The following is a 22,678-nucleotide window of genomic DNA, read 5'->3' as shown; positions in this document are numbered from 1 at the left end:
CTTGTATAGACATGCGGACCAATGGTGACAATCATGGTTTCGTCCTGATGTCAGGACATGATGATCGCCACATATTCCAGGAAGGACGAGCGACAAGGAGCCGCGATCACCCTTGATTCTACGCCGCCTACCTGGCCGAACCCCTGAAAGTAGAACGGAATCGTACGTTCCCGTATGCTGGGAGGATGACGACCTCAGCACCGATGAGCGGCCGCAAGGCGCAGGCCGCCCGCAACGACGCGTTGATCCTCCAGGCGGCACGGGCGGTGTTCACCGCCGACCCGGGCGCTCCGATCGCCGCCGTGGCCGAGCGGGCGGGCGTCGGGATCAGCGCACTCTATCGCCGCTATCCCAGCAAGGAAGCCCTGTTGCAGAAGCTCTGCTTCGACGGGCTGATGCTGTACATCGCCGCCTCGGAGAAGGCGCTGGCCGACCAGGGCGACCCCTGGGACGCCTTCGCCACGTACATGCGGGAGATCGTCGAGGCCGACACCCACTCCTTGACGATCGCGCTGGCCGGGACGTTCCAGCCGACGGAGGAGCTGTACCAGGCCGCCGTACGGGCCAGTGACCTGGCGACCCGGGTGCACGGCAAGGCGTCCACCGCCGGTGTGCTGCGGCAGGACGTCACGGTGTCGGACGTGGCGCTGCTGTTCGAGCAGCTGGCCTCGGTCAAGCTGGGCGAGCACGATCGCACCGAGCAGCTGCGGCACCGCTACCTGGCGCTGCTGCTCGACTCGCTGCGGCGGCCGCCGGCCCATCGGCCGCTGCCCGGCCCGCCGCCGCAGGACGCCGAACTGCGGGCCCGTTGGACGCCCGGCTCGCCCTGATCCCGCCTTCCAACGGGAGCCTCAGTCCTCCCCCGCCTTCCAGTGGAACAGGTACGACATCACGAAGCCGAACAGCCCGGTGACCCCGGCAGCCACGGTCATCGCCATACCGAGGCTCGACACGGCGCCGGAGACCAGCCCCGGGGTGCCGGCGACGAGGCCGACGGCCTGGATCAGCACCACCACGACGCCGAGAACGAGGAACACGACGAGCCCGATCTTGAACAGCGCCATCGTCACGCGCTTGAGGGTGTCCACTGCGGATTCCTTTCGGGGAGATCAGATCAGATCGGCAGCACGCCGGTCGCCACCAGCACGCCGAGGGCCAGGATCGGGATGACGAACCAGATGATGAGCCGTCCGAAGGTCTTGGCCGGGTCCACCCCGGCGATGCCGCTGGCGATGTAGATGGGGGCCGCGCCGGGAGGAGAGGCGCCCTCGGTGGAGGCGAAGATCATGATGGCGGTGGCCGCGGCCACGGGCGAGACCCCGGCCGCCGTCAGGGCGCTGAAGGCCACCCCGCCGACGGCGGCGATCGTCGCGCTCCCGGTCAGCGGCGCCGCGATGATCACGATCAGCAGCCCGACCAGCGTGGCGATGACGGCGACCGGCGCGTTCAGCCCCTTCATGATGGCGGTGAGCTGGTCGACCAGGCCGAGCTCGCCCAGGCTGGCCGCGGCCGCGAAGGCGAAGAACAGCGTCGCACCGATCACGGCGTAGCGCGGCGCCATGTCACCCAGCAGCTCGTTCCAGGCCCGCCCGGTGCGCGGTAGCCGCTTCCAGGCCACGGCCAGCGTGGCCAGGATGGTCAGCACGGGGATCCAGACGACGATGCTGATGTCGTCCGCGGCCTCGCCGACGCGCGACTCCATCCACTTGACGCCGAAGTCGAGGGTCAGGAGCACCGGTACGGCGATGCCCGCGTACACCAGCAGCGACGTCCACCCGGCGCGCAGGGCGGCCCGCAGCGGGATCAGGTCGGCGGCGTCGGTGGCCTCGATCCGGTGGCGCCGTACCCAGACGAACACGACGACGAAGCGGTAGAGCACGGTCCACAGCCCGCCGACGAGCGCGGGCACGAACAGCTGGTCGGCCGTCAGCACGGGCGCCACGGCGGCCGAGCCGAGCAGCAGGAACATCGACGAGCTCGGCGGGATCGAGATGCCCAGCCCGGCGTTGCCCGCCACCAGCGCGGCGGCCAGGTCGGGCCGCCAGTTGGACCTGGTCATCCACGGGATCGTCACCGACCCCACCGAGGCGGCGATGCCGGACCCGGAACCGGCGGGCCCGCCGAGCAGCGCCGCGGCGGAGGTGGAGACGTACCCGGCGCCGCCGCGCAGCCGCCCGAAGATCGAGTTGAGTACGGTCACCTGCTCCTGGATCAGCCCCAGTTTGGTGAGCAGGTAGCCCATGAACACGAAGGCCAGGGCGGCGAAGACGACCTCCTCGGCCAGCGCGTCGGAGATTCCCGCCCAGGCCAGGCTGAGGAAACCGGTACCGCCGAACAGGCACACCCCGAGGAAACCGATGAGCATGGCCTCACCGATGTTGCGTTTCAGGACGCCGTTCCAGACGACGATGATGGCGATATAGGCGACGAGCGCCCAGACGGCGATGCCCATGGCGAAATGGCCTCCGTTGGGGGTGGTGGCGAAAAGTGAGCTGCGGCTTGTGGAGTCGGTGCTCGGGCGCGGAAAAGTCGGCCGCGGCAAACGATCAGCCTTCGGGGGCGGGAAAACCAGCCGCCGCGAAAGGTCAGCCCTCGGACGTGCCAAGTCGGCCGCTGTGAAAGGTCAGTCCTCGGGCGCGAGCCGCTCGGCGAGGTCTAACGTACGGCGGGCTCTGGCGACGATCGGCGCGTCGACGAAGCGGCCGTCAGGCAGCGCGACGGCGCCCGCCCCGGCCCGCTCGGCCTGCTCGGCCGCCTGGACGATCTCGGCGGCCCGGTCCCTCTCCTCCCGTGTGGGAGCGAACGCCCGCCTGATCACCGGGATCTGGCGGGGATGGATCGCGGTCCTGCCGAACAGGCCCAGCGCGCGGCCCGCCCGGCAGGAGGCCGCCAGACCGGCCTCGTCCTTGACGTCGGGGTAGACCGACATCGGCACGGGCGGCAGTCCGGCGGCCGCGGCGGCGATGACCATCTGGAGCCGCAGGTGGTTCATGGCCATCTCGTCGGTGATCGACAGCTCGGCGGCCAGGTCCTGCTCGCCGAGCGCGATGCCCGCCACGGCCGGGTGGGCGGCGATGGTGTGCGCGGCGACGATCCCGGCCGCGGACTCCAGCAGCGCGTACGCTCTGACGCCCAGCCCGTCCAGGACGGCGGCCGACTCGACCTTGGGCAGCCGGACCGCGTCGAGCCCCGGCAGACCGGCCAGCGCGTCGAGGTCGTCGCGCCCGCGCCCGCCCGCCAGGTCGTTGATCCTGACGTGCATCTCGACGGATGCGCTACTGCCTCGGCTCGCCAGGTAGGCGGCGGCGTTGGCCCTGGCCTCGTCCTTGCGGACGGGCGCGACCGCGTCCTCCAGATCGATGATGACCACGTCCGCCCCGGAGGCGGCGGCCTTGTCGAACCGCTCGGGCCGGTCCCCTGGGACGTACAGCCAGGTGACGGGGGTGCTCACGCGATCACCCCGTCCTCGCGCAGCCGGGCTATCTCCTCGGGTCCGTAGGCGAGCTCGCCGAGCACCTGGTCGGTGTCCTGGCCGAGGGGCCGTCCCGGCCAGGAGACCGCGCCGGGTGTGTCGGACAGGCGGAACAGCACGTTCTGCATGGTGACCGTGCCCAGTTCCTCGTCCGGCACCTCGATGAAGGTGTCGAGGGCGGCGTACTGCGGGTCCTTGGCGATGTCGGAGACGTCGTAGATGGGGGCGACCGCCGCCTGGGCCTCCTTGAAGCGGGCGATGACCTCGTCGGCGTCGCGTTCGGCGATCCAGGAGGCGACGGCCTCGTCGAGTTCGTCGACGTGCTGGACCCGGCCCTGGCCGCTGGCGAACCAGGGCTGCTCGACCAGGTCGGGCCGGCCGACCAGGGTGACCACGCGTTCGGCGATGGGCTGGGCGCTGGTGGAGATGGCCAGCCAGCGGCCGTCGCGGGTGCGGTAGGTGTTGCGCGGCGCGTTGCTGCTGGAGCGGTTGCCGGTGCGCTGGGGCACGACGCCGAGCGCCTTGTACGCGGTCATCTGCGGGCCCAGGATGCCCAGGATCGGCTCGATGATGGCCATGTCGACGACCTGGCCGCGCCCACTCTGCTCGCGGGCGCGCAGGGCGACCATGATCGCGTACGACATGGCCAGCCCGGCGATGCCGTCGGCCAGGGCCAGGGGCGGCAGGGTAGGCGGGCCGTCCGGCTGGCCGGTCATGGCCGCGAACCCGCTCATCGCCTCGGCCAGCGTGCCGAACCCGGGCTGACCGGACATCGGGCCGAACTGCCCGAAGCCGGTCATCCGCGCCACGATCAGGCGGGGGTTGATGTCCATGAGGTCGCCGGGAGCCAGGCCCCAGCGTTCCAGGGTGCCGGGGCGGAAGTTCTCGACCAGCACATCGGAGCGTTCGACCAGGCGGCGCAGGATCTCCTGCCCCTCGGCGCGCGACAGGTCGACGGCGGCGGCGCGCTTGTTGCGCGACAGCGTCTTCCACCACAGGCCCACCCCGTCGACCGAGGCGCCGTGCCCGCGCGAGGGGTCGCCGCGGCGGGGATGCTCGATCTTGATCACGTCGGCGCCGAAGTCGCCGAGCATCATCGCGGTGGATGGCCCGGCGAACAACGTCGCGGCGTCGATGACCCGCAGGTCGGCAAGGCTCGTCATAACGATGTAACTTATAAGAAATATGTCATAGGTCAATACGCTTCTCAGATTGCGGGACACTGATGGTCATGCCGACCAGCGAGCCGCGTCCTCCCATGAGCAAGGCCGAATACGTCTACAACGTGCTGCTCGAGGAGATCCGCACGGCCAGGATCCCCGGTGGCACCGCCCTGCGCGCCGGAGCGGTGGCCCGCAGGCTCGGCGTCTCGGTCACGCCGGTCCGCGAGGCGCTGCGCAGGCTGGAGAAGGACCGGCTGATCAGCTACGAGGCCCACCACGGCGCGACCGTCGTCGACCTGGGCGACGACGCGGTGGAGGAGTACTACGGCCTGCGGGCGGTCGTCGAGGGCCTGGGCGCCCGGCTGGCCGCCACCCGGATCACCGCCGCCGACCTGGCCGCGCTGCGCGAGCTGCACGCCTCGATGATCCGCGACGCCGAAGAGGGCCGGCACGAGCGGCTGGGCGAGCACAGCAGGCACTTCCACCTGCGCATCGCCGACATCGGCGGCCCGGCCTTCCTCGGCCAGCACGCCAGGGCGGTCCGCGACAGCTTCCCCGTGCCCGCCGGGGCGTCGCTGTGGCTCGACGACGAGCAGGTCAAGCTGCAACTCGACGCGCACGAGGGCATCCTGGCCGCTCTGGCCGCCGCCGACGGCGCCGCGGCCGAGCACATCATGATCGAGCACGTACGCCTGGCCGGCGACTACCGCAAGGGCCACTGACCGCCCTCAGCCGGACACCCCCGAGAACGTGTAGCCCTCGACGAACCGGCGTTGCAGCGCGAGGAACAGCACCAGCGGCGGCGTGCGGTCGGTGGGCTCGAAGCGGGGGACCACGTGGAGGTGGAAGCGGAAGACGCCCTACCAGGTCGTCTCGCCGCCGGCGTGCGGAGATTCTGTCACCAGGCAGTGGTCGTCACAGGCCGGGCACGCGTCACCCGGTCGCGTCGAGAGTGGGACGGAGTTCGGCCCAGGCCCATGCTCCGAGCGTCGTGTCGGTCGTGGTCACGGGGGTCCTCGGCTGCTCGGGGACGAATCCCTCACGCAGTCCGGTCGACATGCCCATGATGGCCTCGACCTGCGCCGGGGACATGCCGGCGCCGGCCAGCGTGGCGCGCATGTCATCGTCGGCGACGCGGTGGGCGGTGACCGTGCGGCCCAGGACGTCGCCGACCACGGCCACGACGTCGTCCCAGGACAGGTCCTGTGGTCCGTGCACGGCCTGCACCCGGCGTCCCGACCAGTCGGCGCGCAGCAGCAGGGACGCGGCCACTGCGGCGATGTCGGCCGGCGCGACCCAGGAGAACGGCTGGCCGGTGGGCAGGAGCACGGCCACGGTGCCCGAGCGCATGCTGTCGAGCTCGAACAGCAGGTTGCTGAAGAAGTAGCCGCACCGCAGGTGGGTGACGGCGAGATCGGCGTGCTTGGCGACGACCCGGTCCAGCGCCTCCTCGACAAGGGCCAGCCCGTCGATCTCACCGGCGCCCTCGCGCAGCTCCGCTCCGACGCTGCTCTGCAGAACGGTGCGGGAGACGCGGTTCTCGGCGACCGCGGCGGCGACGACCTCGCCGACCTCGGCGTACGCCGCGACGGGGTCGTCGGCCTCACCGGGCGGGACCGCCAGCCGGCGGCGGGTGGAGGCGGTGCGGTGCGTCTACACCCGCGGACGCTGGTACGTTCTCGCCCACGACCTCGACGCCTGCGACTGGCGGGTGTTCCGCCTCGACCGCGTGCGGGAGCCAGAGGCGGGGAACCGGGGTCCAGCGACCGCGACCGGCCGGCCGACGACCTCGCGACCTGGCTCGCCACGGACTTCGGCCGCCGGCCCAAAGGCTGAGAGCTCAGGCGGCGGCGGTGTCGATCACCATTCGTCGGTGATGAGGTGCTTGGGCGGAGCCGTGATCTTGACGGGTTCTCCCCACCCTCGATAGATGATGTTCATCGTCATGGTCTCGGCCTTACCGCCCTCCTGCCGGGTGGACCTGATGATGGCGTGGAAACGTCTGGGCAGGTTGTCCGGGCCCACCCAGAGTTTCCAGGTGATCGGCCCGCTCCCGATGCCCTCCTCCTCCTCGGTCCCGAAGGTTATCCCGGCTTGCCTCTCACTCAGCCTGGGAACCGTCACCGTGCCGCTGTGGAGGGTCGTCTTCACTCCCTCGAAAGTTCCGCCGTCGGCGCTGGTCGCACCGTGAGAGGCGACCAGCTTGAGGAAGCCCGGGTTGATCCCGTTGATCAGGTCCTCTCCCCAGATGACCCCGGGCAGGTTCCGCTGGTTGATCCATTTCCCCACCGTCGACGGCGACTTATAGGGGTACTTGCCGTCCTTGGAACGCACGTAGGCCTGTGAGTAGAACTCCCGGCCGATGCTGATTCCCCGGGACCGGCCTGTCCCCTCTGCCTCCTGGGAGATCGTCGTGGTGTCGGCGGCGTACACGCCTGAGGCTTTGAAGCGGTACGCACCGGACGCCTTGATGTCCCAGGAGGCCGCGGGTCCGCCGCGCCGCTTGACGGAGAAGCGCACGCTGCTCTTCTTCACGAACTGCTTCTTGACGGCTCTGACGACGGAGTCGAGAGAGCCCGATTCGGGCGCCGCGTGAACGGCGCCGCCGGGAATCGCGATGCTCAGCAGACCGGCTGCCAACAGCACGACGCTCATGCGTTTCATGCGCCGATCATCACCGATGATGATCTCCATCTCATCACGGCAAGAGTGGTCACTTGAGCACCTGAGTCCGTGCGGACGTCCCCGGATAGACGGTAGGGAGGCGCAGCGCCGCCGGGCGGTCACGATGACGTCCTGTTCCCGTTTCCGGACCGCCTCCTTTTCGGCTGCCTGGCGCCGATTGAGTTCTGGGCACAGATATCCCAGCGCCTTCGAGTTCGCCTCCGTGTCCACCACGAAGCCACGCGTCTCCATGACGGTCTGCATCTCGCGTTGCTCATGACGCAGCGACACCTGGCACAGGTGCCGGCCGATCTTGACGAGGCTCTCATCGGGCACGTCGGCGTAGCGCCCGTTGAAGGCCAGGCGCTGCCTGACCGCGCAGACGCATGCGGGCTTCCGCTCCGCGGGCGTGGGCTGCTTGTTCAAGAACACGGACATCTTCCAGGGCAGGCACACCTTCGACGTGGCCGAGGTGATCCGCTCCGGCCCCTGGTCCCTGCCGTACGTGACCAACAGGAGCACCACGACCGCGAACACCGCCAGCGCGCGCGGTATGCGCGGCGCCCATGGGGTACGGCGGCGCATGAACCGCCGCTCAGGGCGCCACCTCGGCGAGGGCGGAGCCGCGCAGGTCGAAGCCGCCCACATGCGCCAGATAGTCGCCTGCCTCCAGCGGGTCGCCGACGTAGACGCCGCCCGCCTGCCGGACCAGCAAAGCGCCCGCCGCCACGTCCCACGGGTGGGAGCGGGTGCCGTACGCGACGTCGGCCCACCCGGCGGCGACGTGCGCGAGCTTGAGCGCGGCGCTGCCCGGCCGGCGCACGGCGGAGAAGGACTCCAGGAAGCGGCCGTAGCGGCGCAGCGCCCGCTCCCCGTCGAGCTCCAGGTCCAGCGGCGTGGGGTAGCTGGACAGCAGCATCGCCTCCCTGTCACGGGTGGCCCCCTTGCTGCGGATCGGGGTGCCGTTGCACCAGGCGCCCAGCGTGGAGGCGGTGAACTCGTCCTCACGCACCGGGTCGTACACGACGCCCGCCACCAGCTCACCCGCCACCGCGGCGGCGATGGAGACGCAGAAGAACGGCAGGCCGGCGGCGAAGTTGGCGGTGCCGTCGATCGGGTCGACATACCAGCGCAGCTCGCCCGAGCCGGTGACGCCGCCCTCCTCCCCCACGATCGCGCTGCCGGGCCAGCGGGCGGTGATGACGGCGCGGATCGTCTCCTCCGCCGCCCGGTCATGCTCGGTGACCGGGTCGTGGAAGTCGCGCTTGGTGGCGACCGGCGGCCTCGACCTGAAGGCCTTGCGCAGCCTCGGCCCGACCGCCCTGGCCGCTTCCGAGGCGGTGTCGAGCAACTGTGTCGCGTCCATGTCTCCTCCAGGGGCACTTCACGCTCATCAGCACGGTCATGCCCAATTCCGGGCATTCGACGTACTTCTCTTATTATGTCAAGACAGCAGATTGTCATGACCTACTGCCTACGCGCGAGATTTGTCAGGACATTCTGACCTGGGTTAATCTGATCAGCATGACCGCGAACCTGGCGATCGACCTGGACCGCTCCAGCCCCGTGCCGCTCTACTTCCAGGTGGCCGAGCAGATCGCCGAGGCGATCCGGCGAGGCGACCTGGCGCCCGGCTCCCGGCTGGACAACGAGATCCTGCTCGCCGACAAGCTGGGCCTGTCGAGGCCCACGATCCGCCAGGCCATCCAATATCTGGTGGACAAGGGCCTGCTGGTCCGCAAGCGCGGCGTCGGCACCCAGGTGGTGCACGGGCAGGTCAAGCGCTCGGTCGAGCTCACCAGCCTCTACGACGACCTGCGCCGCTCGGGCCAGGAGCCGGCGACCCAGGTCCTCGCCCTGGAGCCCCGGCCGGTGAGCGAGGAGATCGCCGCCGTCCTGGGCGTCGAGCCCGGCGCCGACGTGCTCTACCTCGAACGGCTCCGCTTCGCCGCCGGCGAGCCGCTGGCCGTGCTGCACAACTGGCTGCCGCTGGGTCTGGCCCAGCTGACGGCGGCCGACCTGGAGGGCCGCGGCCTGTACGAGCTGCTGCGCGGCGCGGGCGTGCGGATGCGGGTGGCCAACCAGCGCATCGGCGCCCGCGCGGCGAACCAGGCCGAGGCCAAACTGCTGGACGAGCGGCGCGGCGCCCCGCTCCTGACCATGCTCCGCACCACCTACGACGACCAGGGCAGGGCCGTCGAGCACGGCTCACATGTCTACCGGGCCTCGCTCTACTCCCTTGAGGTCACCCTCATCGAGCGCTGAGGCCGCGCGCCGCTTGACGTACCAGGTGGTGGCGATGCCGCACAGCACCGCCGCCACGAGCCCCACCCACGAGAAGCCCTTCAGCCACTTCTCGGCGACCATGCCGAGATAGAAGATCACCGCGGTGGTGCCGCCCGCCCAGACGATCCCGCCGAGCACGTTCGCGACCAGGAACCTCCAGTACGGCATGCGCAACGCCCCCGCAAGCGGCCCGGCCAGGATGCGCAGCAGCGCGATGAAGCGCCCGACGAACACGGCCCACACCCCGAACCGGTCGAAGTAGTGCTCGGCCTTGCCGATGTGGTGAGGGCCGAAGTGCTTGGGGAAGCGCCGTCCGAGCCGCTCGAACAGCGGCCTGCCGCCCCTGCGGCCGATGGCGTAGCCGATGGAGTCGCCGACGATCGCCCCCGCGCTCGCGCAGACGCCCACCCACACGGGGCTGACGACGCCCTTGGCGGACAAGAGCGCGGCGCTGACCAGCACGATCTCGCCGGGCAGCGGGATGCCGAGGCTCTCGATCCCGATCACCAGGCCGACCAGGGCACACAGCCACGCGGGCGGGATGGCCTGCAGCAGTTCGTCGATGTGCACGCAGCAACCCTAGCCCGGCCGACCGCCATAGGCGGACGTTCATCTTCAGGCGGTGGCCTGGTCGAGGAGTTCGAGCAGATGGTGGTACGGCTCGCCGGTGGCCCGGGTCAGGCCGAGTTCGCAGGTGCGGTTGACCGAGGCGTGCGCGGCGAAGTCGCCGGCCCGTACAGCGCCGGCTTCGGCGTGGGTGGCCGAGGCGGTGAGCTCCGGGTGAAGTAGGCCGCGGTCGCCGGCGAAGGCACAGCACTGCCATCCGTCAGGGACGACCACCCGCTCGGCGACCGCTTCGGCGACGCGAGTGATGGCGGCGTCCAGGCCGAGGCGGGTGGAGGAGCAGGTCGGATGCAGGGCCAGAGAGGGGCGGCGGCGGAGTACGGTCAGGCGGGGCAGGAGGTGCTCGGCGGTGAAGGCGACCGCGTCGAGCACCCGGAGGTCCTGTCCCAGCGAGTCGGTCAGGCGGTGGAAGCCCTCGGTGCAGGAGGCGGCGTCGCTGACGACCGGGATCCGGCCCTGGCCGGAGGCTTCGAGCAGGCTGTCGCGCACGCGGCGGGCCATGAGGTCATGGCCGCCGGTGTAGCCCTTGGACGACCAGGGAGTGCCGCAGCACAGGCCGCCGATCCCCGCCGGGATGTGCAGCCGCACGCCCGCGCGCGCGGCCAGGCGGGTGAACGCGTCCATCACGCCGGGGCCGCCGTCGGCGGGGGCGAACAAGGTGTTCAGGCAGGACGGGACGTACACCGCGTCCGCGTTCTCCACCGGATCCGGCCGGCGGCGCTTTCCGCCCCGCGGCAGGTCGCGGGTCCACCCCGGAACGGTCTCGGAGCCGGTGACGGCGCGAGCGGCACGACTGGCCGCCTCCGGCAAAAGGGGCGGGACCGCCTTCGCCGTGTCCAGCGCCAGGTCGAGCGCGCCGGTCACCCCGCTCCAGTGCTTGGCGGCGGCCTTCCAGCCCTTCTGAGCCAGACGGCCGTGGCGCTCGCCGCGCAGGCGCTTGGTCAGGTCGCCGGTGTTGATCAGGACCGGGCAGGCGGTGGCGCACATGCCGTCCACGGCGCAGGTGTCCACGGCGTCGTAGCCGTACTCCTCCTCCAGTTGGCGGGCGAGCTCGTGGTCGCCCGCGGCGTGGGCGGCGGCCAGCTCGCGGCGCAGCACGATGCGCTGGCGCGGGGTGGTCGTCAGGTCGCGGCTGGGGCAGACCGGCTCGCAGTAGCCGCACTCCACGCACCGGTCCACCTCGGGCTCGACGGTGATGACGGCCTTGAGGTCACGCAGGTGCGCGTCGTCCCGGTCGGTCAGGACGACGCCGGGGTTGAGCGCGCCGGCCGGGTCGCACAGGCGCTTGACCTCGCGCATCACCTCATACAGCTCATCACCGTACTGGCGGCGCACGAACGGGGCCATGACGCGGCCGGTGCCGTGCTCGGCCTTGAGCGTGCCGCCCCGGGCCAGGACGGCCCGCACCATGTCCTCGGTGAAGTCGGCGTAGCGCTCCAGGTCGGTGTCGAAGCGCTCGTTGAGCATGAAGTGCAGGTTGCCGTCCTTGGCGTGGCCGAAGATGACGCTGCGCTCGTAGCGGTGCTCGGAGAACAGGGTGATCAGCTCGTCGCACAGGTCGGCCAGGGCGGGCACCGGAACGGCGACGTCCTCCAGCAGGGCGGTGGTCCCACTGGGGCGGGCACCGGCGACGGAGGCGTACAAGCCTTTGCGGATATGCCACAACGCGGCCCGGCCGCCCGCCTGCCTGCTCAGTCGGGCCGGGGCCGACAGCGCCAGCCGCGGGAACAGCTCCTCGGCCGTCCGCTCTCGTTCGGCCAGGAGATCTGGGTCCGCTTCCTGCCATTCGATCAGCAGGGCGGCGTGCTCGGCGACGGCGAGCGTGCGCAGCACCTCGTCGGCCTTGGGGTCGGTCTGGGCCACGCGCAGGGATTCGGCGTCCAGCAGTTCGACGGCGGCGGGCGTGGCGGCGACCAGATCGGGCATCGCGGCCATGGCCTGGCGCAGGGTGGGGAAGACGAGCAGGCCGGTGGTGGCCAGCGGGTGGGCGGGGACCGTGCGCAGCACCGCCTCGGCGACGAAGCCCAGGGTGCCCTCGCTGCCGATGACCAGGTGGGCCAGCATCTGCGCGGGCGATGAGTGGTCGAGGAAGCTGTTGAGGCCGTAGCCCATGGTGTTCTTGAGCGAGAACTGGGCGGCGATGCGGGCCACCGAGTCAGGGTTGCCGCGCACGCGGTCGCGCAGCCGTTCCAGGCCCTCGGCCAGCGCGGCCTCCAGGGCGCGCAGCCGCTCGTCGGCGTCGGGGGCGGCGGTGTCGATGACGGTGCCGCTGGGCAGCACCAGCGTCATCGACTCCAGGGTCTGGTAGGTGTTGGCGTGCGTGCCGCAGGTCATGCCGCTGGAGTTGTTGGCCACGACGCCGCCGATCGTGCACGCCGACTCACTGGCCGGGTCCGGGCCGAGCTTGCGGCCGTACGGCGCGAGGCGGGCGTTGACCTGCCGCAGCACCGCGCCTGGCTGCACTCGCACCCGCGCCCCGCCGTCCAGCACCTCGATGCCGCGGAAATGCCGCCGGGTGTCCACGAGCAGGTGCTCGCTGACCCCCTGCCCGCTCAGACTGGTGCCGCCGGAACGGAAGGTGAGCGGCAGGCCCGTACGCAGCAGCGCCGCCACCTGCTCCGCGCTCTCGGGCACCAGCACCGCCTGCGGGGTGAGCAGGTAGTGCGAGGCGTCGTGCGCCATGCCGAGCCGGTCACTGGCCCTGGTGCGGGCGATCCCGGGGACGGCTGCCTCCACCGCCGACAGTACGGCGGCATCGGGGAGGGGCATTGTGCTGCTCACGCGTGCTTCTCTCACAGTCGCGGATCGATGTGGATCTTCGGGCCTGGCCCGGCGTCGTCAGGCCGGTGCCCGGCCAGGACGTCGGCCGTCGCGGCCAGGCCGACCGTGGCGGCCACCAGCGGGCGGGGGGCCGGCGAACCGTCGGCGTAGGCGGCGATGGCGCCCGCCAGCCCTGCCGAGCCGCCGAGGATGCCGACGGCGGTGACGTCCCGCAGCAACAGGTCGCGGGTGTCGAGGGTGCTCGGTGTCCCGGCCAGACCGATGTAGACGACGCGTCGCGCGGGCTCGACGAGGTCGAGCGCCAGGGCGGGCAGCTGCGGGGCGTTGGAGGCGTCGACCACGGCATGCCACGGCAGCTCGGGCAGCGTCTGCCGAGTCCAGACGCCGGTGAGTCCGAGGGCCCGCGCGACATCCGGGGTGTGCAGCCCCATCAGGTGCGCCTCTACGCCTTCCGCGCGGGCGAACAAGGCCACGAGCAGGCCGATCGCGCCCGTGCCGAGGACCAGCAGCCGCTCCCCCGGCCGCAGCCCGGCGGCGCGGAAGGCCCTGAGCGCGTTGGCGCCCGGCTCGACCAGTGCGCCGAGCGTGGCGTCCATCATGTCGGGCAGCGCGTGCAGGGCCGTGGCCGGCACGGCGAGTTGCTCGGCCAGGGCTCCGGGACGGCCGCGGCTGATGCCGATCTCCACCATGTCGGCGCAGACGTGGTGGTTGCCGGCCTGGCAGCGGTCGCAGTGGCCGCAGCCGAGCATGGTGTCGCCGGTGACCCGGCGGCCCAGCCAGCCGCCGTCCACGCCCTCGCCGACCGCGCTGACCACGCCGGTCCACTCGTGACCGGGGCGCAGCGGGTACCAGGACCGGCCGGTGCGCAGATAGCTCATCTCGCCGGTGAACAGCTCCACGTCGGTGCCGCACACGCCCACCCGCTCGACGTCCACGACCACCTCGCCGGGGACGGCGATCGGCGGCTCGACCTCCCGCACCTCGGCCTTACCCGGGCCGGTCAGGACGAGGGCGCGCACTAGCGGGGCCCTGCGACCCGCTGGCGCTGGCTGCCGAGCCCGTCGATGGCGAGCTCCATCACGTCGCCGGGCTGGAGCCAGATCTGCGGGTCGTGGCCCATGCCGACGCCGGGCGGGGTGCCGGTGTTGATCAGGTCACCGGGCTCCAGCACCATGAACTGGCTCAGATGGTGCACGATGACGTACGGGTCGAAGATCATCGTCTTGGTGGTGCCGGTCTGGCGGCGCACGCCGTTGACGTCCAGCCGCATGCCGAGATTGGTGACGTCGGCGATCTCGTCAGGGGTGACCAGCCAAGGGCCGGCCGGGTTGAACGTCTCGGCGGACTTGCCCTTGCTCCACTGCCCGCCACGCTCCATCTGGAAGGCGCGCTCGCTGACGTCGTTGACCACGCAGTAACCGGCGATGGCCGCGCGGGCCTGCTCGACCGAATCGAGGTAGGAGGTACGGCGGCCGATGACGATGCCCAGCTCCACCTCCCAGTCGGTCTTCGTCGAGCCGCGCGGGATGCGCACCTCGTCGTACGGACCGACCAGCGTGTTGGGCGACTTGGTGAACAGGATCGGCTCATCCGGGACGGCCTGGCCGGTCTCGGCGGCATGGTCGCTGTAGTTGAGGCCGATGCACAGGATCTGGTGCGGCCGGGCGATCGGCGCGCCGACCCGCTCGCCGGCGAACTCCGCCACCTGGCCGGCCGCGATACGTTCGGCGACCGGCCCGGCCAGCAGAGCCGTGCCGCCGGCGCCGAAGAAGCGCTCGTCGAAGTCGGGCGTCAGATCAGAGACGTCCACGTAGTGGGTGTCGTCCACGCGGACGACGGGCTTTTCGGCGCCGGGGGCGCCGATGCGCATGAGGTACAAGATCAGTCTCCGTGAATCTGCAGTAGGGCGGTGGCGGGCCTCACGAGAGGTCCTTGCCGGACACGATGGCGCGGATGGCGGACAGGTCGGCGACGAGCTTGTCCAGCGGCGTACGGTAGGCCAGGCCGCTGACGCTGATCGCGCCACTGGGCACGGCGGGTGAGTTCAGGTACGCCGGGACCGCCACGCAGTTGACGCCCGGCTCGTTCTCCTGGTCGTCGACGGCGTAGCCCTGCTCGCGCACGCGTACCAGCTCGGCGTGCAGCTCCTCGGCCGTGCCAAGCGAGCGCTCGGTCCGCCGCTCCAGCGTCCGGCCGCCCACCCACGCGCGCACCGCTTCCTCGTCCGGCAAGGTGTGAGCGAGCAGCATCTTGCCGACCCCCGTGCAGTGGGCCGGGTTGCGACCGCCGACGACCGAGGTCAGCCGCACCGCACCGGCGGCCGGGTCCAGCTTGGAGCGGTAGACGACCGAGGCGCCGTCCAGCACCGCGTAATGCGCCGTCTCGCCGTATCGCTCGCACAGTGCCTTGAGGATCGGGGTGACCCGGACGTGGTCGGGCCGGGCCTCGTGATGGGCGAAGGCCATCCGCAGGAACTCATCCCCCAGCACGTACTGGCCGTGGCCGTTCTGGGCGGCGAACCCGGCACGGCGCAGCGCGGCCAGGGCGCGATGCGCGGTCGGCTTGGGGCTGGCCACCGCGCGGGCCATCTCCTCCAGGCCGATCCCGTCGGGGTGGCGGGCCAGCTCGGCCAGCACCGCCAGCACCCGATCGGACCCGACGAGCTTGGGTTCCTCCGTAGGCTCGGACATGATTCCGAATGTTAGACCATCATTCCAAAAGCAGGAAGTTCTCCTCTCAACCGGCTTCAGCCGAGTGCCTGGGCGAGGGCCGCCACGACGGACTTGCCGCGATCCCCATCGCCCATGCGGTTCGTCAGATAGGCGAACCCCATCCGTGCCTCAGGATCGGCGAACGCCACCTGTCCGCCCGCCCCGTCATGCCCGAAGGACGTCGGCGACAGGTATCGCTGCCAGTCCGAGGGCACCATGACCCCGGCGCCCCAGGACTGATAGGGCGGCGGCCCCACGAAGAAGTACGGGGCGCCCTCGCTGCGCACCTCGCAAAGCGCGTGCACGGTGTCGTCGTTGATCAGGCGCACGCCGTTCGTCGGCGTGACGGTCGCCGACCACATCCGGGCCAGTCCGCTCGCCGTCGCCATGCCGGTCACGCCGGCCAGGCCGGCACGGCGGAAGCGCGGTTCGGCGAGGTGGTCGATCGTGAGACCACAACCCAGGTTGATCGCGCGTTCCAGCCAGAAGATCGCCTCGGGGTCGCCCGTCGGCGTTGCCTCCTCCAGCGCGTCTGTGACGACACGGGCCACGCGTGGCTCCTCCGAGTCCGGAAGCCCGATCCAGACGTCGGCTTTCAGCGGGCGAGCGACGTGCTCCTCGAAGCAGCGCCCGATCACCTGGCCGGTGCCGAGCGTGACGAGCTTGGCGGTGATCGCCCCGTGCGTGACCGCGTGGTACTGGTGATGCTCGCCGGGCGCCCACAGCGGCTCCTGGGCGGCGAGGGCGTCCGCCGTCAGCAGGTTGTCCAGCACCTCCTCGAAGGTGAGGTCGCGGCGCGGAGCCGACAGACCGGCCCGGTGCGCCAGAGCGTCGCCGATGGTCACCCCGTCCTTTCCGTGTACGCCGAATTCGGGCCAGAGCTCGACGACCGGGGTGTCCAGCGCGGGCAGCGCACCGCGTTCCATGAGCATCGCCACCAGGACCGACGCCATGCCCTTCGTGCATGAGTACGTCAGCACGAGGGTGTCGGACGTGAACGCGCGCCCCGTGCGCTCATCCGCGACACCGGCCCGCAGGTCGACGACCGGCGTCCCGTCGATCCACACCGACAGCGCGGCGCCGGCGCGCCCGTCGCCGGCGACGGTGCGCAAGAAGGCGTCCGCCACCTTGTCGAAACCGGTCTCTACCAAGGTCATCAGGGTGTTTCCTCTCCGTTCGTGGAGCCGGTCAACGGACGACGACCCGCATGCGGCCCAGGTTCTGGATCTTCGTGAAGGGTGTGTTCGCGCCACCGTCGCGCTGGGCGATGGCGCGCAACGCCGGGAAGTAGGTCCCGGGCTTGGTGTAGGTGAACGTCATGCGCACCTCCGCGGAACCGCGGGCAGGGCCGAAGGGTCGCGCGCTGAACGTTCCGTCGCCCTTGAAGTCCCACTCGGTTGACACGATCGTGCCTGTTCCCGCAGGTGTCTGGATCTCGGCCTTGAAGGTGACCGGCTTGCCCGCGGGAACCTCGACGGTGGTACGACCTCGCGCGGTCAGGTCGATGACGGGCTGCACGCCTCGGCGTGCCGCGGCCCTCGCCGGCACGGCGACCTGGCTGTCGGTCACGTTGTACCGAGTGGACTTCGGAGGTGTCACCCCGCGCTCGGCCCACGCGCTCACATCCCGCAGCGCTTGCTGCAGGATGCCCGTGCCGTCGATCAGGTAAGGGGTGTGGGGACCGATGTGGTCGGCGTTGTCGGTGAACCAGACACGGAAGTTCTCCTCCGATCCCACCTGCTTGCGGTACCAGTCGGCGTCCCAGGGGAAGGCATCGACGTCCAGCAGGTTGGCGACCATGATGACTTTTCCGCTGAACGTGCCGGTGTGCGTGCCGCCGCCGCTGACGCCGAGGGACACGCGCGGGCCCACCTCGACCGCGCGCTGCGGGTAGAGCGGCCGCCCGTTCGCGTCACGGAACTGGTCCCAGGCGTAGAAGCCGGGCCGGGTGGGGACCTGGTGGCGGTGGTAGGAGGTGAGCGCGAGCGACCAGCGGTTGTCGACGCGCAGTTTGACGCCCGCCGCGAGCGCCTTCAGCACCTCGGGCGCGTTGCCGCTGCCGAGCGTGAACACCTTGCCGTTCAGCGAACCCGTGAGGGCGCCGATCTTTGTCGTGCCGTCGGCGGCGTAGACCGTGAAGTCCAGGAAGGTCCTGCTCGCCGGTGGAGCGCTGTCCAGGGCCAGGCTCGTGGGATCGACGTGCGTGATGGTGGCCAGGTGGTCGACCTTCGCGGCGCGGAACAGCTCGCCGAGCGGCGCCTGCTCGGTGCCCAGGTAGCCGGGCTTGCTCCAGAAGTCGTCGGCGTAGGTGGGGTCTGTGGCGCGAATCGTGCCCGCGTAGCCGAGCAGGCCCTGGGGGTCGGTCAAGCCGAGCAGGTAGGAATGATCCTCCCAGCCCCGCAGCGGCACACCCATCCTGGTCACCTCACGCAGCACCGCGCGCTCCACCGAGGTGAGACCGGCGTAGGGGTCGCCCGAGCCCCCCGGGCTCACCGCGTCCGCGATCTGCTGCGCCTTGTCCTGCAGGACGACCCGGGCGAAGGCGCGGACGAAGAAGTTGTTCGGGATCGAGGTCGGCACCCCGGGGATGAACGGCACCGCGCCGTCCCACACGCCCGTCGTGTTCTCCATGGCACCGATGGTCTGGTACGAGCCGCCGCTGCCGCCCCAGATGTAGCCGTAGATCCTTCTCTGCTCGTCGTAGTAGTTCGCGGCGACTGTCCTGGCGAACTTGGCCGCCGCGGCATCGGCCCGGTAGCCGATGGTTCCCTTGATCTGGACGGTGTAGGCGCCGCTGTCCGCACCGAAGCGGATGTTGTCGTCTGTGGCGTTCTCGTCCTGGAGGGGGTAGACGTACTGGAAGAAGCGGCCCTTCCACTGGCTCTTGGGTGGGAGGTAGACGGTGAACTTGACGGTGGTGCCCTCGAAGTGGCCCGAGACCTTGTGATGCGGCGCGGGGCCGGCCGGGTCCGTCTCACTGTCGATGACGGGGCGGTCGTACTGCGGGTCGACGCAGCCGGCGGTGACCCACACGGGCCCGCCGGGCGTGCGGGCCGCGCACTCGGCGGCCTGGGCCGCCCTCGCGCTCTGCGCCGGTAGTAGGCCGAGCAGGACTCCGACGGTGACCGCGCTGGTAAGTGGCAGCGTTCTTTTCATTGGATGCTCCGAGAGGTGTGTACGCGCGAGGTCGGGATGACTAGCCTTCGAACGCTCCCTGCATCTTCTGGAGCACCTCGTCGATGGTGTCCTTGCCGAGCAAGATCGCCTGCACACCCTGCTGGGCCACGTCGTTGACCTTGGGGTTGGGCCAGTCGGCGATCTTGGCGGACTTCCCGGCGGCGATGGCCTCGTTCAGGGCCGCCAGGTTGGCGGGTGGCTTGAAGCCGGGGACGGGGATCAGCGGCACGCTCGCGTAGCCCTTGGCGTACACGCTGATGTTCTCCGGCTCGGCCAGCATGTTGAGGAACGCCTTGGCCGCGGCCGGGTTCTTGGCCTGGGCGTTGGCCGAAACCGTGAAACCGGGCAGAGCCGGGAAGTAGGTGCCGGCGGGATCGTCGGTGGCCGGCATGGGCAGGATCGTGAGCTCGCTCTTCGGCGCCGCCTTCTCGATGGGCGCGATCGCGGCGCCCACGTCGACGATCCCGAGGGCCTTGCCGGCGGCCACCTCATCGGTACCCTGGGGCCGGGTCCGGCCCATCACGCCTTCGCCGAAGCAGCCGGCGTCGTTCATCTGCTTGTACTTGTCGAGGACCTGCCGCCACGGCGAGGCCGGCACCGTGGTCTTCTTCTCCTTGAGCTGGGTGGAGAAGTCCGGGGTAGGTCCGTACACCAGGTCCGCGGACAGGGCGAGGAACATCATCTGGGGGCCCGCGCTGTCATTGAGCCCCTGCGCGTAGGCGTAGAGGCCGTGGTCCTTGGCGCTCTTGCACAGGCCGAGCACCTCACTCCAGGTCTTGGGGGGCTTCAGCCCCAGTTCCTTGAGCTTGGTCATGTTGTAGATGGCGCCCAGCCCCTGGAGCGTTCCCGGGTACGCGTACGTCTTGCCGTTGAACGACATGTCGCCCTGCCACAGCCGCGGGATGCCGGCCACCCACGGCGAGTCCGACAGGTCGAGGAGCTTGCCCTGCGCCGCGAGGGTGTGAACGTTCATGACGCCGCCGGATCCCGGCAGCGTGACGAAGATGTCGGCGGCGGTGCCGGCCTGCAACTGCGTTCCGATGAGGTTGCCGACGTCCCCGCTGACGTAGTTCACGTCGACCTTGGTGCCGGGGTATTTCTGTTCGAACGCCTTGACGACCGGCTCGAGGGCGGGCTGGAACATCTTGACGTAGAGGATGGTGAGCGTGCCGCCGATGGCTCCCGACGCGGTGGAGGTGGGGGCGGGGCCGCCGCTGTCGGCGGGCGCGGTCGAGCAGGCGGCCAGCGAGAGCCCGGCGAGCAGGGCGCAGCCCATCGCCTTGGTGGAAATCCGCATTGACTTTCTCCAGGGGGGTTGGGGCCGAAGGGTTAGCCCTTCAGCCCTCCGGCGAATCCGTGGATCACGTAGCGCTGGAAGACGAGATAAAGGAGCAGGATCGGGGCCATCGAGATGAGGAGTCCGGAGAAGACCAGCGGCCATTCGACGGTGTACTGGCCGACGAACTGGAAAATGACCACCGGGGTCGTCTCCTGGTGGCTGCCGGCCAGGTAGAGCAGCGGCGTGAAGAAGTCGTTCCAGATGCCCACGGCGTTGAGGATGACCACGGTGCCGAGGACGGGCCGCAGGAGCGGCACGACGACGTGGATGAAGGCACGCACGTCGCCACAGCCGTCGATGCGCGCGGCGTGCTCGTACTCCAAGGGCACGCTGGTTCTGAGGAACGTGGTCACCAGGAAGATCGCGAACGGCATCTGCAGGCCCGCGTAGTAAATGATCAGCGACCATACCGACCCGAGCAGCCCCAGGTCCCGCATCGTCAGGTAGAGCGGCAGCAACGCCACCTGGAAGGGCAGCAGCAAGCCGACGAGGAACAGGTAGAAGGTGGCGTTGGACAGCTTGGCCGTCGATCTGGCCAGGGGGTAGGCCGCCATCGTGGCGAGCACGACGATGGCCAGGCAGGAGATCGTCGTCAGGACAGTGCTGTTGACCATGGCCGGGCCGAGGTTCGACTCCGTGAGTGCTCGGGTCAGATTGTCCGTCGTGGGCCGGGTGGTCGGCAGGAACGCGGGCGACAGGTCGTCGACGGGTCGAATGGCGAGGTTGATCAAGATGTAGAGGGGGACGACGAAGAGCAGGGCACTGCCGTACGCGAAGACATGGTTGAGCGCGCTGCCCAGCCGCTTGGCGTTCATGAGTTGCCCTTCTGCCGGCGTAGGACCGTGAACTGGATCAGGGACAGGACGGCGACGGCGACGGCCATCGCGACAGCGAGCGCCGCGGACGCGGCGTAGTCACCCACGATGTTGAACTGCTTGAAGATCAACGTGGAGATCGTCTCCGTCTGCCCGGCCGGGCCACCCTGCGTCGTCGCGTAGATCTGGTCGAAGATCTTCAGGCCACCGATGAGGCCGAGCATCAGGTTGATCGTGATGGCCGGGGCCAGCATCGGCCGGACCACGTACCAGAACCTCCGCACCGCGCCGGCGCCGTCGATCGACGCCGCCTCGACGATCTCGGCCGGCACGCCCTGGAGGCCGGCCAGGTAGATGACCATCGACATGCCGACGAACTGCCAGCAGACGACGACGATCACCGCCGTGAGCGCGGTGCCCGGCCGGCCGAGCCAGTCCTCCTGGAGGCTCCCCAGCCCGACCGCTTGGAGGATGTCGTTGACGGCTCCGATGCCCGGCGGAGCGAACAGGTACTTGAACAGGTAGCCGCAGACCAGCGGCGAGACGATGACGGGTGCGAAGATGACGGTCCGCAGCACGTTCCGTCCGAAAACCCGCGCGTTCAGGACCAGCGCCAAGACCATGCCCAGCACGTTCTGGATGATCGTCGTCGCCACGGCGATGACCAGCGTGCGCACCAGAATGTCGGACGAGGTGGCGTCGTTGAAGATTGTCTTGTAGTTGCGCAGCCCCACGAAGTCGCGGGACGGCGAATACACGCTCCAGTTGGTGAACGACATGTAGACGCCCTGTGCGGTGGGGATCACCACCACGTAGAGGTAGAGCACGAGGCCCGGTATGACGAACCACCACAGGTTCCGGCCGATGGTGCGGCGCCGGCCAGGTGGACGGGCTCGGGGCGCGCGGCGCCGCACCTCGTGGCTGAGGACTGTCGCCATCGTTTCCTCCAGAAGGGAAAGGTCGGTCAGTAGGTGGCGCGGCCGCCGCTGATGTCGTAGACGGCTCCGGTGGAGAAGCTGACCTTGTCGGAGGTCAGCCAGGCGATGAGCTCGGCGACCTCCTCGGGCCGGCCGATCCGGCGCATGGGGATGAGGCTGGTGATGTGCGCCAGCGCCTCGGGGCCGGTGTCGGCGTTCATCGGGGTCTCGATGACGGCCGGGGCGATGACGTTGGTGAGCACGCCGCTGGTGGCGAGCTCCTTGCCGAGCGATTTGGTGAGCGCGATGACGGCGGCCTTGGTGGCGGAGTAGGGCGCCATGTTCGGGTTGCCGTCCTTGCCGGCCATGCTGGCGATGTTCACGATGCGGCCCCAGCCGCGCTCACGCATGCCGGGCACGAAGGTCCGGCAGGTGTGGAAGGTGCCGTGCACGTTGACCTCGAAGGTGCTTCGCCAGCCGTCGAGAGGGATCTCCCACAGCGGTGCGGTGGGTCCGACGACTCCGGCCGAGTTGACGAGGATGTCGATCGGGCCCACCTTTTCGGCGACGGCCTGCACGGCATCGGCGTGGGCAACGTTGCACACTATGTCGGCGTCGTCGGCGATGTCGAGGGTGATGACCTTGACGCCTTCGGCCGCCAGACGGGCGGCGGCGGCCTTGCCCAGGCCGCCGGCGCCGCCGGTGATGAGCGCGGTGCGCATGCTGTCC

Annotated in this window: 22 protein-coding genes; 4 read left to right on the top strand and 18 right to left on the bottom strand. The window is 70.2% G+C overall.

Annotated elements, in window-relative coordinates:
* Nucleotides 1-185: 185 nt before the first annotated feature.
* Entirely contained in the window at nt 186-830 is a 645-nt protein-coding gene (locus tag AB0L53_RS34005) for a helix-turn-helix domain-containing protein (RefSeq protein ID WP_364002731.1), read from the top strand.
* A 21-nt stretch (nt 831-851) separates the two neighbouring features.
* On the opposite strand, the gene AB0L53_RS34000 is transcribed toward AB0L53_RS34005, so the two are convergent.
* From AB0L53_RS34000 to AB0L53_RS33985, 4 genes are all read right to left on the bottom strand, one after another.
* On the bottom strand, nt 852-1,088 hold the full coding sequence (locus AB0L53_RS34000) for a hypothetical protein (protein WP_364002728.1): 237 nt from the start codon (nt 1,086-1,088) through the stop codon (nt 852-854).
* 26 nt (nt 1,089-1,114) lie between these two features.
* Entirely contained in the window at nt 1,115-2,452 is a 1,338-nt protein-coding gene (locus tag AB0L53_RS33995; RefSeq protein WP_364002725.1) for a TRAP transporter large permease subunit, read from the bottom strand.
* A 171-nt stretch (nt 2,453-2,623) separates the two neighbouring features.
* Nucleotides 2,624-3,451, bottom strand: coding sequence for a CoA ester lyase (locus tag AB0L53_RS33990; RefSeq protein WP_364002722.1), 828 nt, complete (start codon nt 3,449-3,451; stop codon nt 2,624-2,626).
* Nucleotides 3,448-4,635, bottom strand: coding sequence for a CoA transferase (locus tag AB0L53_RS33985; protein WP_364002719.1), 1,188 nt, complete (start codon nt 4,633-4,635; stop codon nt 3,448-3,450). Before AB0L53_RS33985 ends, AB0L53_RS33990 begins: the two co-directional genes overlap by 4 nt.
* 68 nt (nt 4,636-4,703) lie before the next feature.
* On the opposite strand from AB0L53_RS33985, the gene AB0L53_RS33980 reads away from it, so the two are divergent.
* A complete protein-coding gene (locus tag AB0L53_RS33980; protein ID WP_364002716.1) occupies nt 4,704-5,357 on the top strand; it encodes a GntR family transcriptional regulator in 654 nt (217 codons plus the stop codon).
* 211 nt (nt 5,358-5,568) lie between these two features.
* Here the strand turns inward: AB0L53_RS33980 and AB0L53_RS33975 are convergent, their stop codons facing one another.
* Nucleotides 5,569-5,985, bottom strand: a complete 417-nt coding sequence (locus AB0L53_RS33975; RefSeq protein ID WP_364002713.1) for a hypothetical protein — start codon at nt 5,983-5,985, stop codon at nt 5,569-5,571.
* Nucleotides 5,986-6,037: 52 nt separating this feature from the next.
* Between AB0L53_RS33975 and AB0L53_RS33970 the strand changes: the two genes are divergently transcribed.
* Nucleotides 6,038-6,565: a WYL domain-containing protein gene (locus tag AB0L53_RS33970; RefSeq protein WP_364002711.1), complete on the top strand. Its 528-nt coding sequence runs from the start codon at nt 6,038-6,040 to the stop codon at nt 6,563-6,565.
* On the opposite strand, the gene AB0L53_RS33965 is transcribed toward AB0L53_RS33970, so the two are convergent.
* Nucleotides 6,496-7,884, bottom strand: a complete 1,389-nt coding sequence (locus AB0L53_RS33965; RefSeq protein WP_364002708.1) for a hypothetical protein — start codon at nt 7,882-7,884, stop codon at nt 6,496-6,498. The genes AB0L53_RS33970 and AB0L53_RS33965 overlap by 70 nt on opposite strands.
* A 10-nt stretch (nt 7,885-7,894) precedes the next feature.
* Nucleotides 7,895-8,665, bottom strand: coding sequence for an inositol monophosphatase family protein (locus tag AB0L53_RS33960; RefSeq protein WP_364002705.1), 771 nt, complete (start codon nt 8,663-8,665; stop codon nt 7,895-7,897).
* 158 nt (nt 8,666-8,823) lie between these two features.
* On the opposite strand from AB0L53_RS33960, the gene AB0L53_RS33955 reads away from it, so the two are divergent.
* Nucleotides 8,824-9,564 (top strand): GntR family transcriptional regulator, encoded by a 741-nt coding sequence (locus tag AB0L53_RS33955; RefSeq protein WP_357952934.1) that lies wholly within the window; start codon nt 8,824-8,826, stop codon nt 9,562-9,564.
* Here AB0L53_RS33955 and AB0L53_RS33950 read toward each other — a convergent pair.
* The 11 genes from AB0L53_RS33950 to AB0L53_RS33900 are packed head-to-tail and all read right to left on the bottom strand — an operon-like array spanning nt 9,508 to nt 22,671.
* Nucleotides 9,508-10,155, bottom strand: a complete 648-nt coding sequence (locus AB0L53_RS33950) for a DedA family protein (protein WP_364002702.1) — start codon at nt 10,153-10,155, stop codon at nt 9,508-9,510. The two genes, AB0L53_RS33955 and AB0L53_RS33950, sit on opposite strands and share 57 nt — an antisense overlap.
* Before the next feature lie 45 nt (nt 10,156-10,200).
* Complete coding sequence (locus AB0L53_RS33945; protein WP_364002699.1) at nt 10,201-12,990, bottom strand: FAD-binding and (Fe-S)-binding domain-containing protein; 2,790 nt, start codon at nt 12,988-12,990, stop codon at nt 10,201-10,203.
* A gap of 11 nt (nt 12,991-13,001) precedes the next feature.
* Nucleotides 13,002-14,009: an alcohol dehydrogenase catalytic domain-containing protein gene (locus AB0L53_RS33940; RefSeq protein ID WP_364002696.1), complete on the bottom strand. Its 1,008-nt coding sequence runs from the start codon at nt 14,007-14,009 to the stop codon at nt 13,002-13,004.
* Nucleotides 14,009-14,869, bottom strand: coding sequence for a fumarylacetoacetate hydrolase family protein (locus AB0L53_RS33935; protein ID WP_364002693.1), 861 nt, complete (start codon nt 14,867-14,869; stop codon nt 14,009-14,011). The genes AB0L53_RS33940 and AB0L53_RS33935 overlap by 1 nt, the downstream gene beginning before the upstream one ends.
* 40 nt (nt 14,870-14,909) lie before the next feature.
* Nucleotides 14,910-15,680, bottom strand: coding sequence for an IclR family transcriptional regulator (locus tag AB0L53_RS33930; protein ID WP_364002690.1), 771 nt, complete (start codon nt 15,678-15,680; stop codon nt 14,910-14,912).
* Between the two features lie 56 nt (nt 15,681-15,736).
* Nucleotides 15,737-16,858 (bottom strand): serine hydrolase domain-containing protein, encoded by a 1,122-nt coding sequence (locus tag AB0L53_RS33925; RefSeq protein WP_364002687.1) that lies wholly within the window; start codon nt 16,856-16,858, stop codon nt 15,737-15,739.
* Nucleotides 16,859-16,889: 31 nt separating this feature from the next.
* On the bottom strand, nt 16,890-18,857 hold the full coding sequence (locus tag AB0L53_RS33920) for a PKD domain-containing protein (protein ID WP_364002684.1): 1,968 nt from the start codon (nt 18,855-18,857) through the stop codon (nt 16,890-16,892).
* A 40-nt stretch (nt 18,858-18,897) separates the two neighbouring features.
* Nucleotides 18,898-20,175 (bottom strand): extracellular solute-binding protein, encoded by a 1,278-nt coding sequence (locus AB0L53_RS33915; RefSeq protein WP_364002681.1) that lies wholly within the window; start codon nt 20,173-20,175, stop codon nt 18,898-18,900.
* A 32-nt stretch (nt 20,176-20,207) separates the two neighbouring features.
* Complete coding sequence (locus AB0L53_RS33910; RefSeq protein WP_357952951.1) at nt 20,208-21,032, bottom strand: carbohydrate ABC transporter permease; 825 nt, start codon at nt 21,030-21,032, stop codon at nt 20,208-20,210.
* Nucleotides 21,029-21,970 (bottom strand): sugar ABC transporter permease, encoded by a 942-nt coding sequence (locus AB0L53_RS33905; protein WP_358194451.1) that lies wholly within the window; start codon nt 21,968-21,970, stop codon nt 21,029-21,031. The genes AB0L53_RS33910 and AB0L53_RS33905 overlap by 4 nt, the downstream gene beginning before the upstream one ends.
* Nucleotides 21,971-21,996: 26 nt before the next feature.
* Nucleotides 21,997-22,671 carry an SDR family NAD(P)-dependent oxidoreductase gene (locus tag AB0L53_RS33900; protein ID WP_357952954.1) on the bottom strand — a complete coding sequence of 225 codons (675 nt, stop codon included), beginning with the start codon at nt 22,669-22,671 and terminating at the stop codon, nt 21,997-21,999.
* Nucleotides 22,672-22,678 lie beyond the last annotated feature (7 nt).

The organism is Nonomuraea sp. NPDC052129, assembly GCF_040680095.1.
Lineage (GTDB): Bacteria > Actinomycetota > Actinomycetes > Streptosporangiales > Streptosporangiaceae > Nonomuraea.
Note: the sequence above shows the minus strand (reverse complement) of the source record. Positions and strands in the feature narration are given on the sequence as shown.

Excerpts from the sequence above, each read along its gene's own strand:
- AB0L53_RS33955 (WP_357952934.1), top strand. The coding sequence starts at position 8,824 with ATGACCGCGAACCTGGCGATCGACCTGGACCGCTCCAGCCCCGTGCCG.
- AB0L53_RS33900 (WP_357952954.1), bottom strand. The coding sequence starts at position 22,671 with ATGCGCACCGCGCTCATCACCGGCGGCGCCGGCGGCCTGGGCAAGGCC.
- AB0L53_RS33930 (WP_364002690.1), bottom strand. The coding sequence starts at position 15,680 with ATGTCCGAGCCTACGGAGGAACCCAAGCTCGTCGGGTCCGATCGGGTG.
- AB0L53_RS33985 (WP_364002719.1), bottom strand. The coding sequence starts at position 4,635 with ATGACGAGCCTTGCCGACCTGCGGGTCATCGACGCCGCGACGTTGTTC.
- AB0L53_RS33995 (WP_364002725.1), bottom strand. The coding sequence starts at position 2,452 with ATGGGCATCGCCGTCTGGGCGCTCGTCGCCTATATCGCCATCATCGTC.
- AB0L53_RS33960 (WP_364002705.1), bottom strand. The coding sequence starts at position 8,665 with ATGGACGCGACACAGTTGCTCGACACCGCCTCGGAAGCGGCCAGGGCG.
- AB0L53_RS33980 (WP_364002716.1), top strand. The coding sequence starts at position 4,704 with ATGCCGACCAGCGAGCCGCGTCCTCCCATGAGCAAGGCCGAATACGTC.
- AB0L53_RS33905 (WP_358194451.1), bottom strand. The coding sequence starts at position 21,970 with ATGGCGACAGTCCTCAGCCACGAGGTGCGGCGCCGCGCGCCCCGAGCC.
- AB0L53_RS33910 (WP_357952951.1), bottom strand. The coding sequence starts at position 21,032 with ATGAACGCCAAGCGGCTGGGCAGCGCGCTCAACCATGTCTTCGCGTAC.
- AB0L53_RS33965 (WP_364002708.1), bottom strand. The coding sequence starts at position 7,884 with ATGCGCCGCCGTACCCCATGGGCGCCGCGCATACCGCGCGCGCTGGCG.
- AB0L53_RS33975 (WP_364002713.1), bottom strand. The coding sequence starts at position 5,985 with ATGCGCTCGGGCACCGTGGCCGTGCTCCTGCCCACCGGCCAGCCGTTC.
- AB0L53_RS33925 (WP_364002687.1), bottom strand. The coding sequence starts at position 16,858 with ATGACCTTGGTAGAGACCGGTTTCGACAAGGTGGCGGACGCCTTCTTG.
- AB0L53_RS34005 (WP_364002731.1), top strand. The coding sequence starts at position 186 with ATGACGACCTCAGCACCGATGAGCGGCCGCAAGGCGCAGGCCGCCCGC.
- AB0L53_RS33920 (WP_364002684.1), bottom strand. The coding sequence starts at position 18,857 with ATGAAAAGAACGCTGCCACTTACCAGCGCGGTCACCGTCGGAGTCCTG.
- AB0L53_RS33915 (WP_364002681.1), bottom strand. The coding sequence starts at position 20,175 with ATGCGGATTTCCACCAAGGCGATGGGCTGCGCCCTGCTCGCCGGGCTC.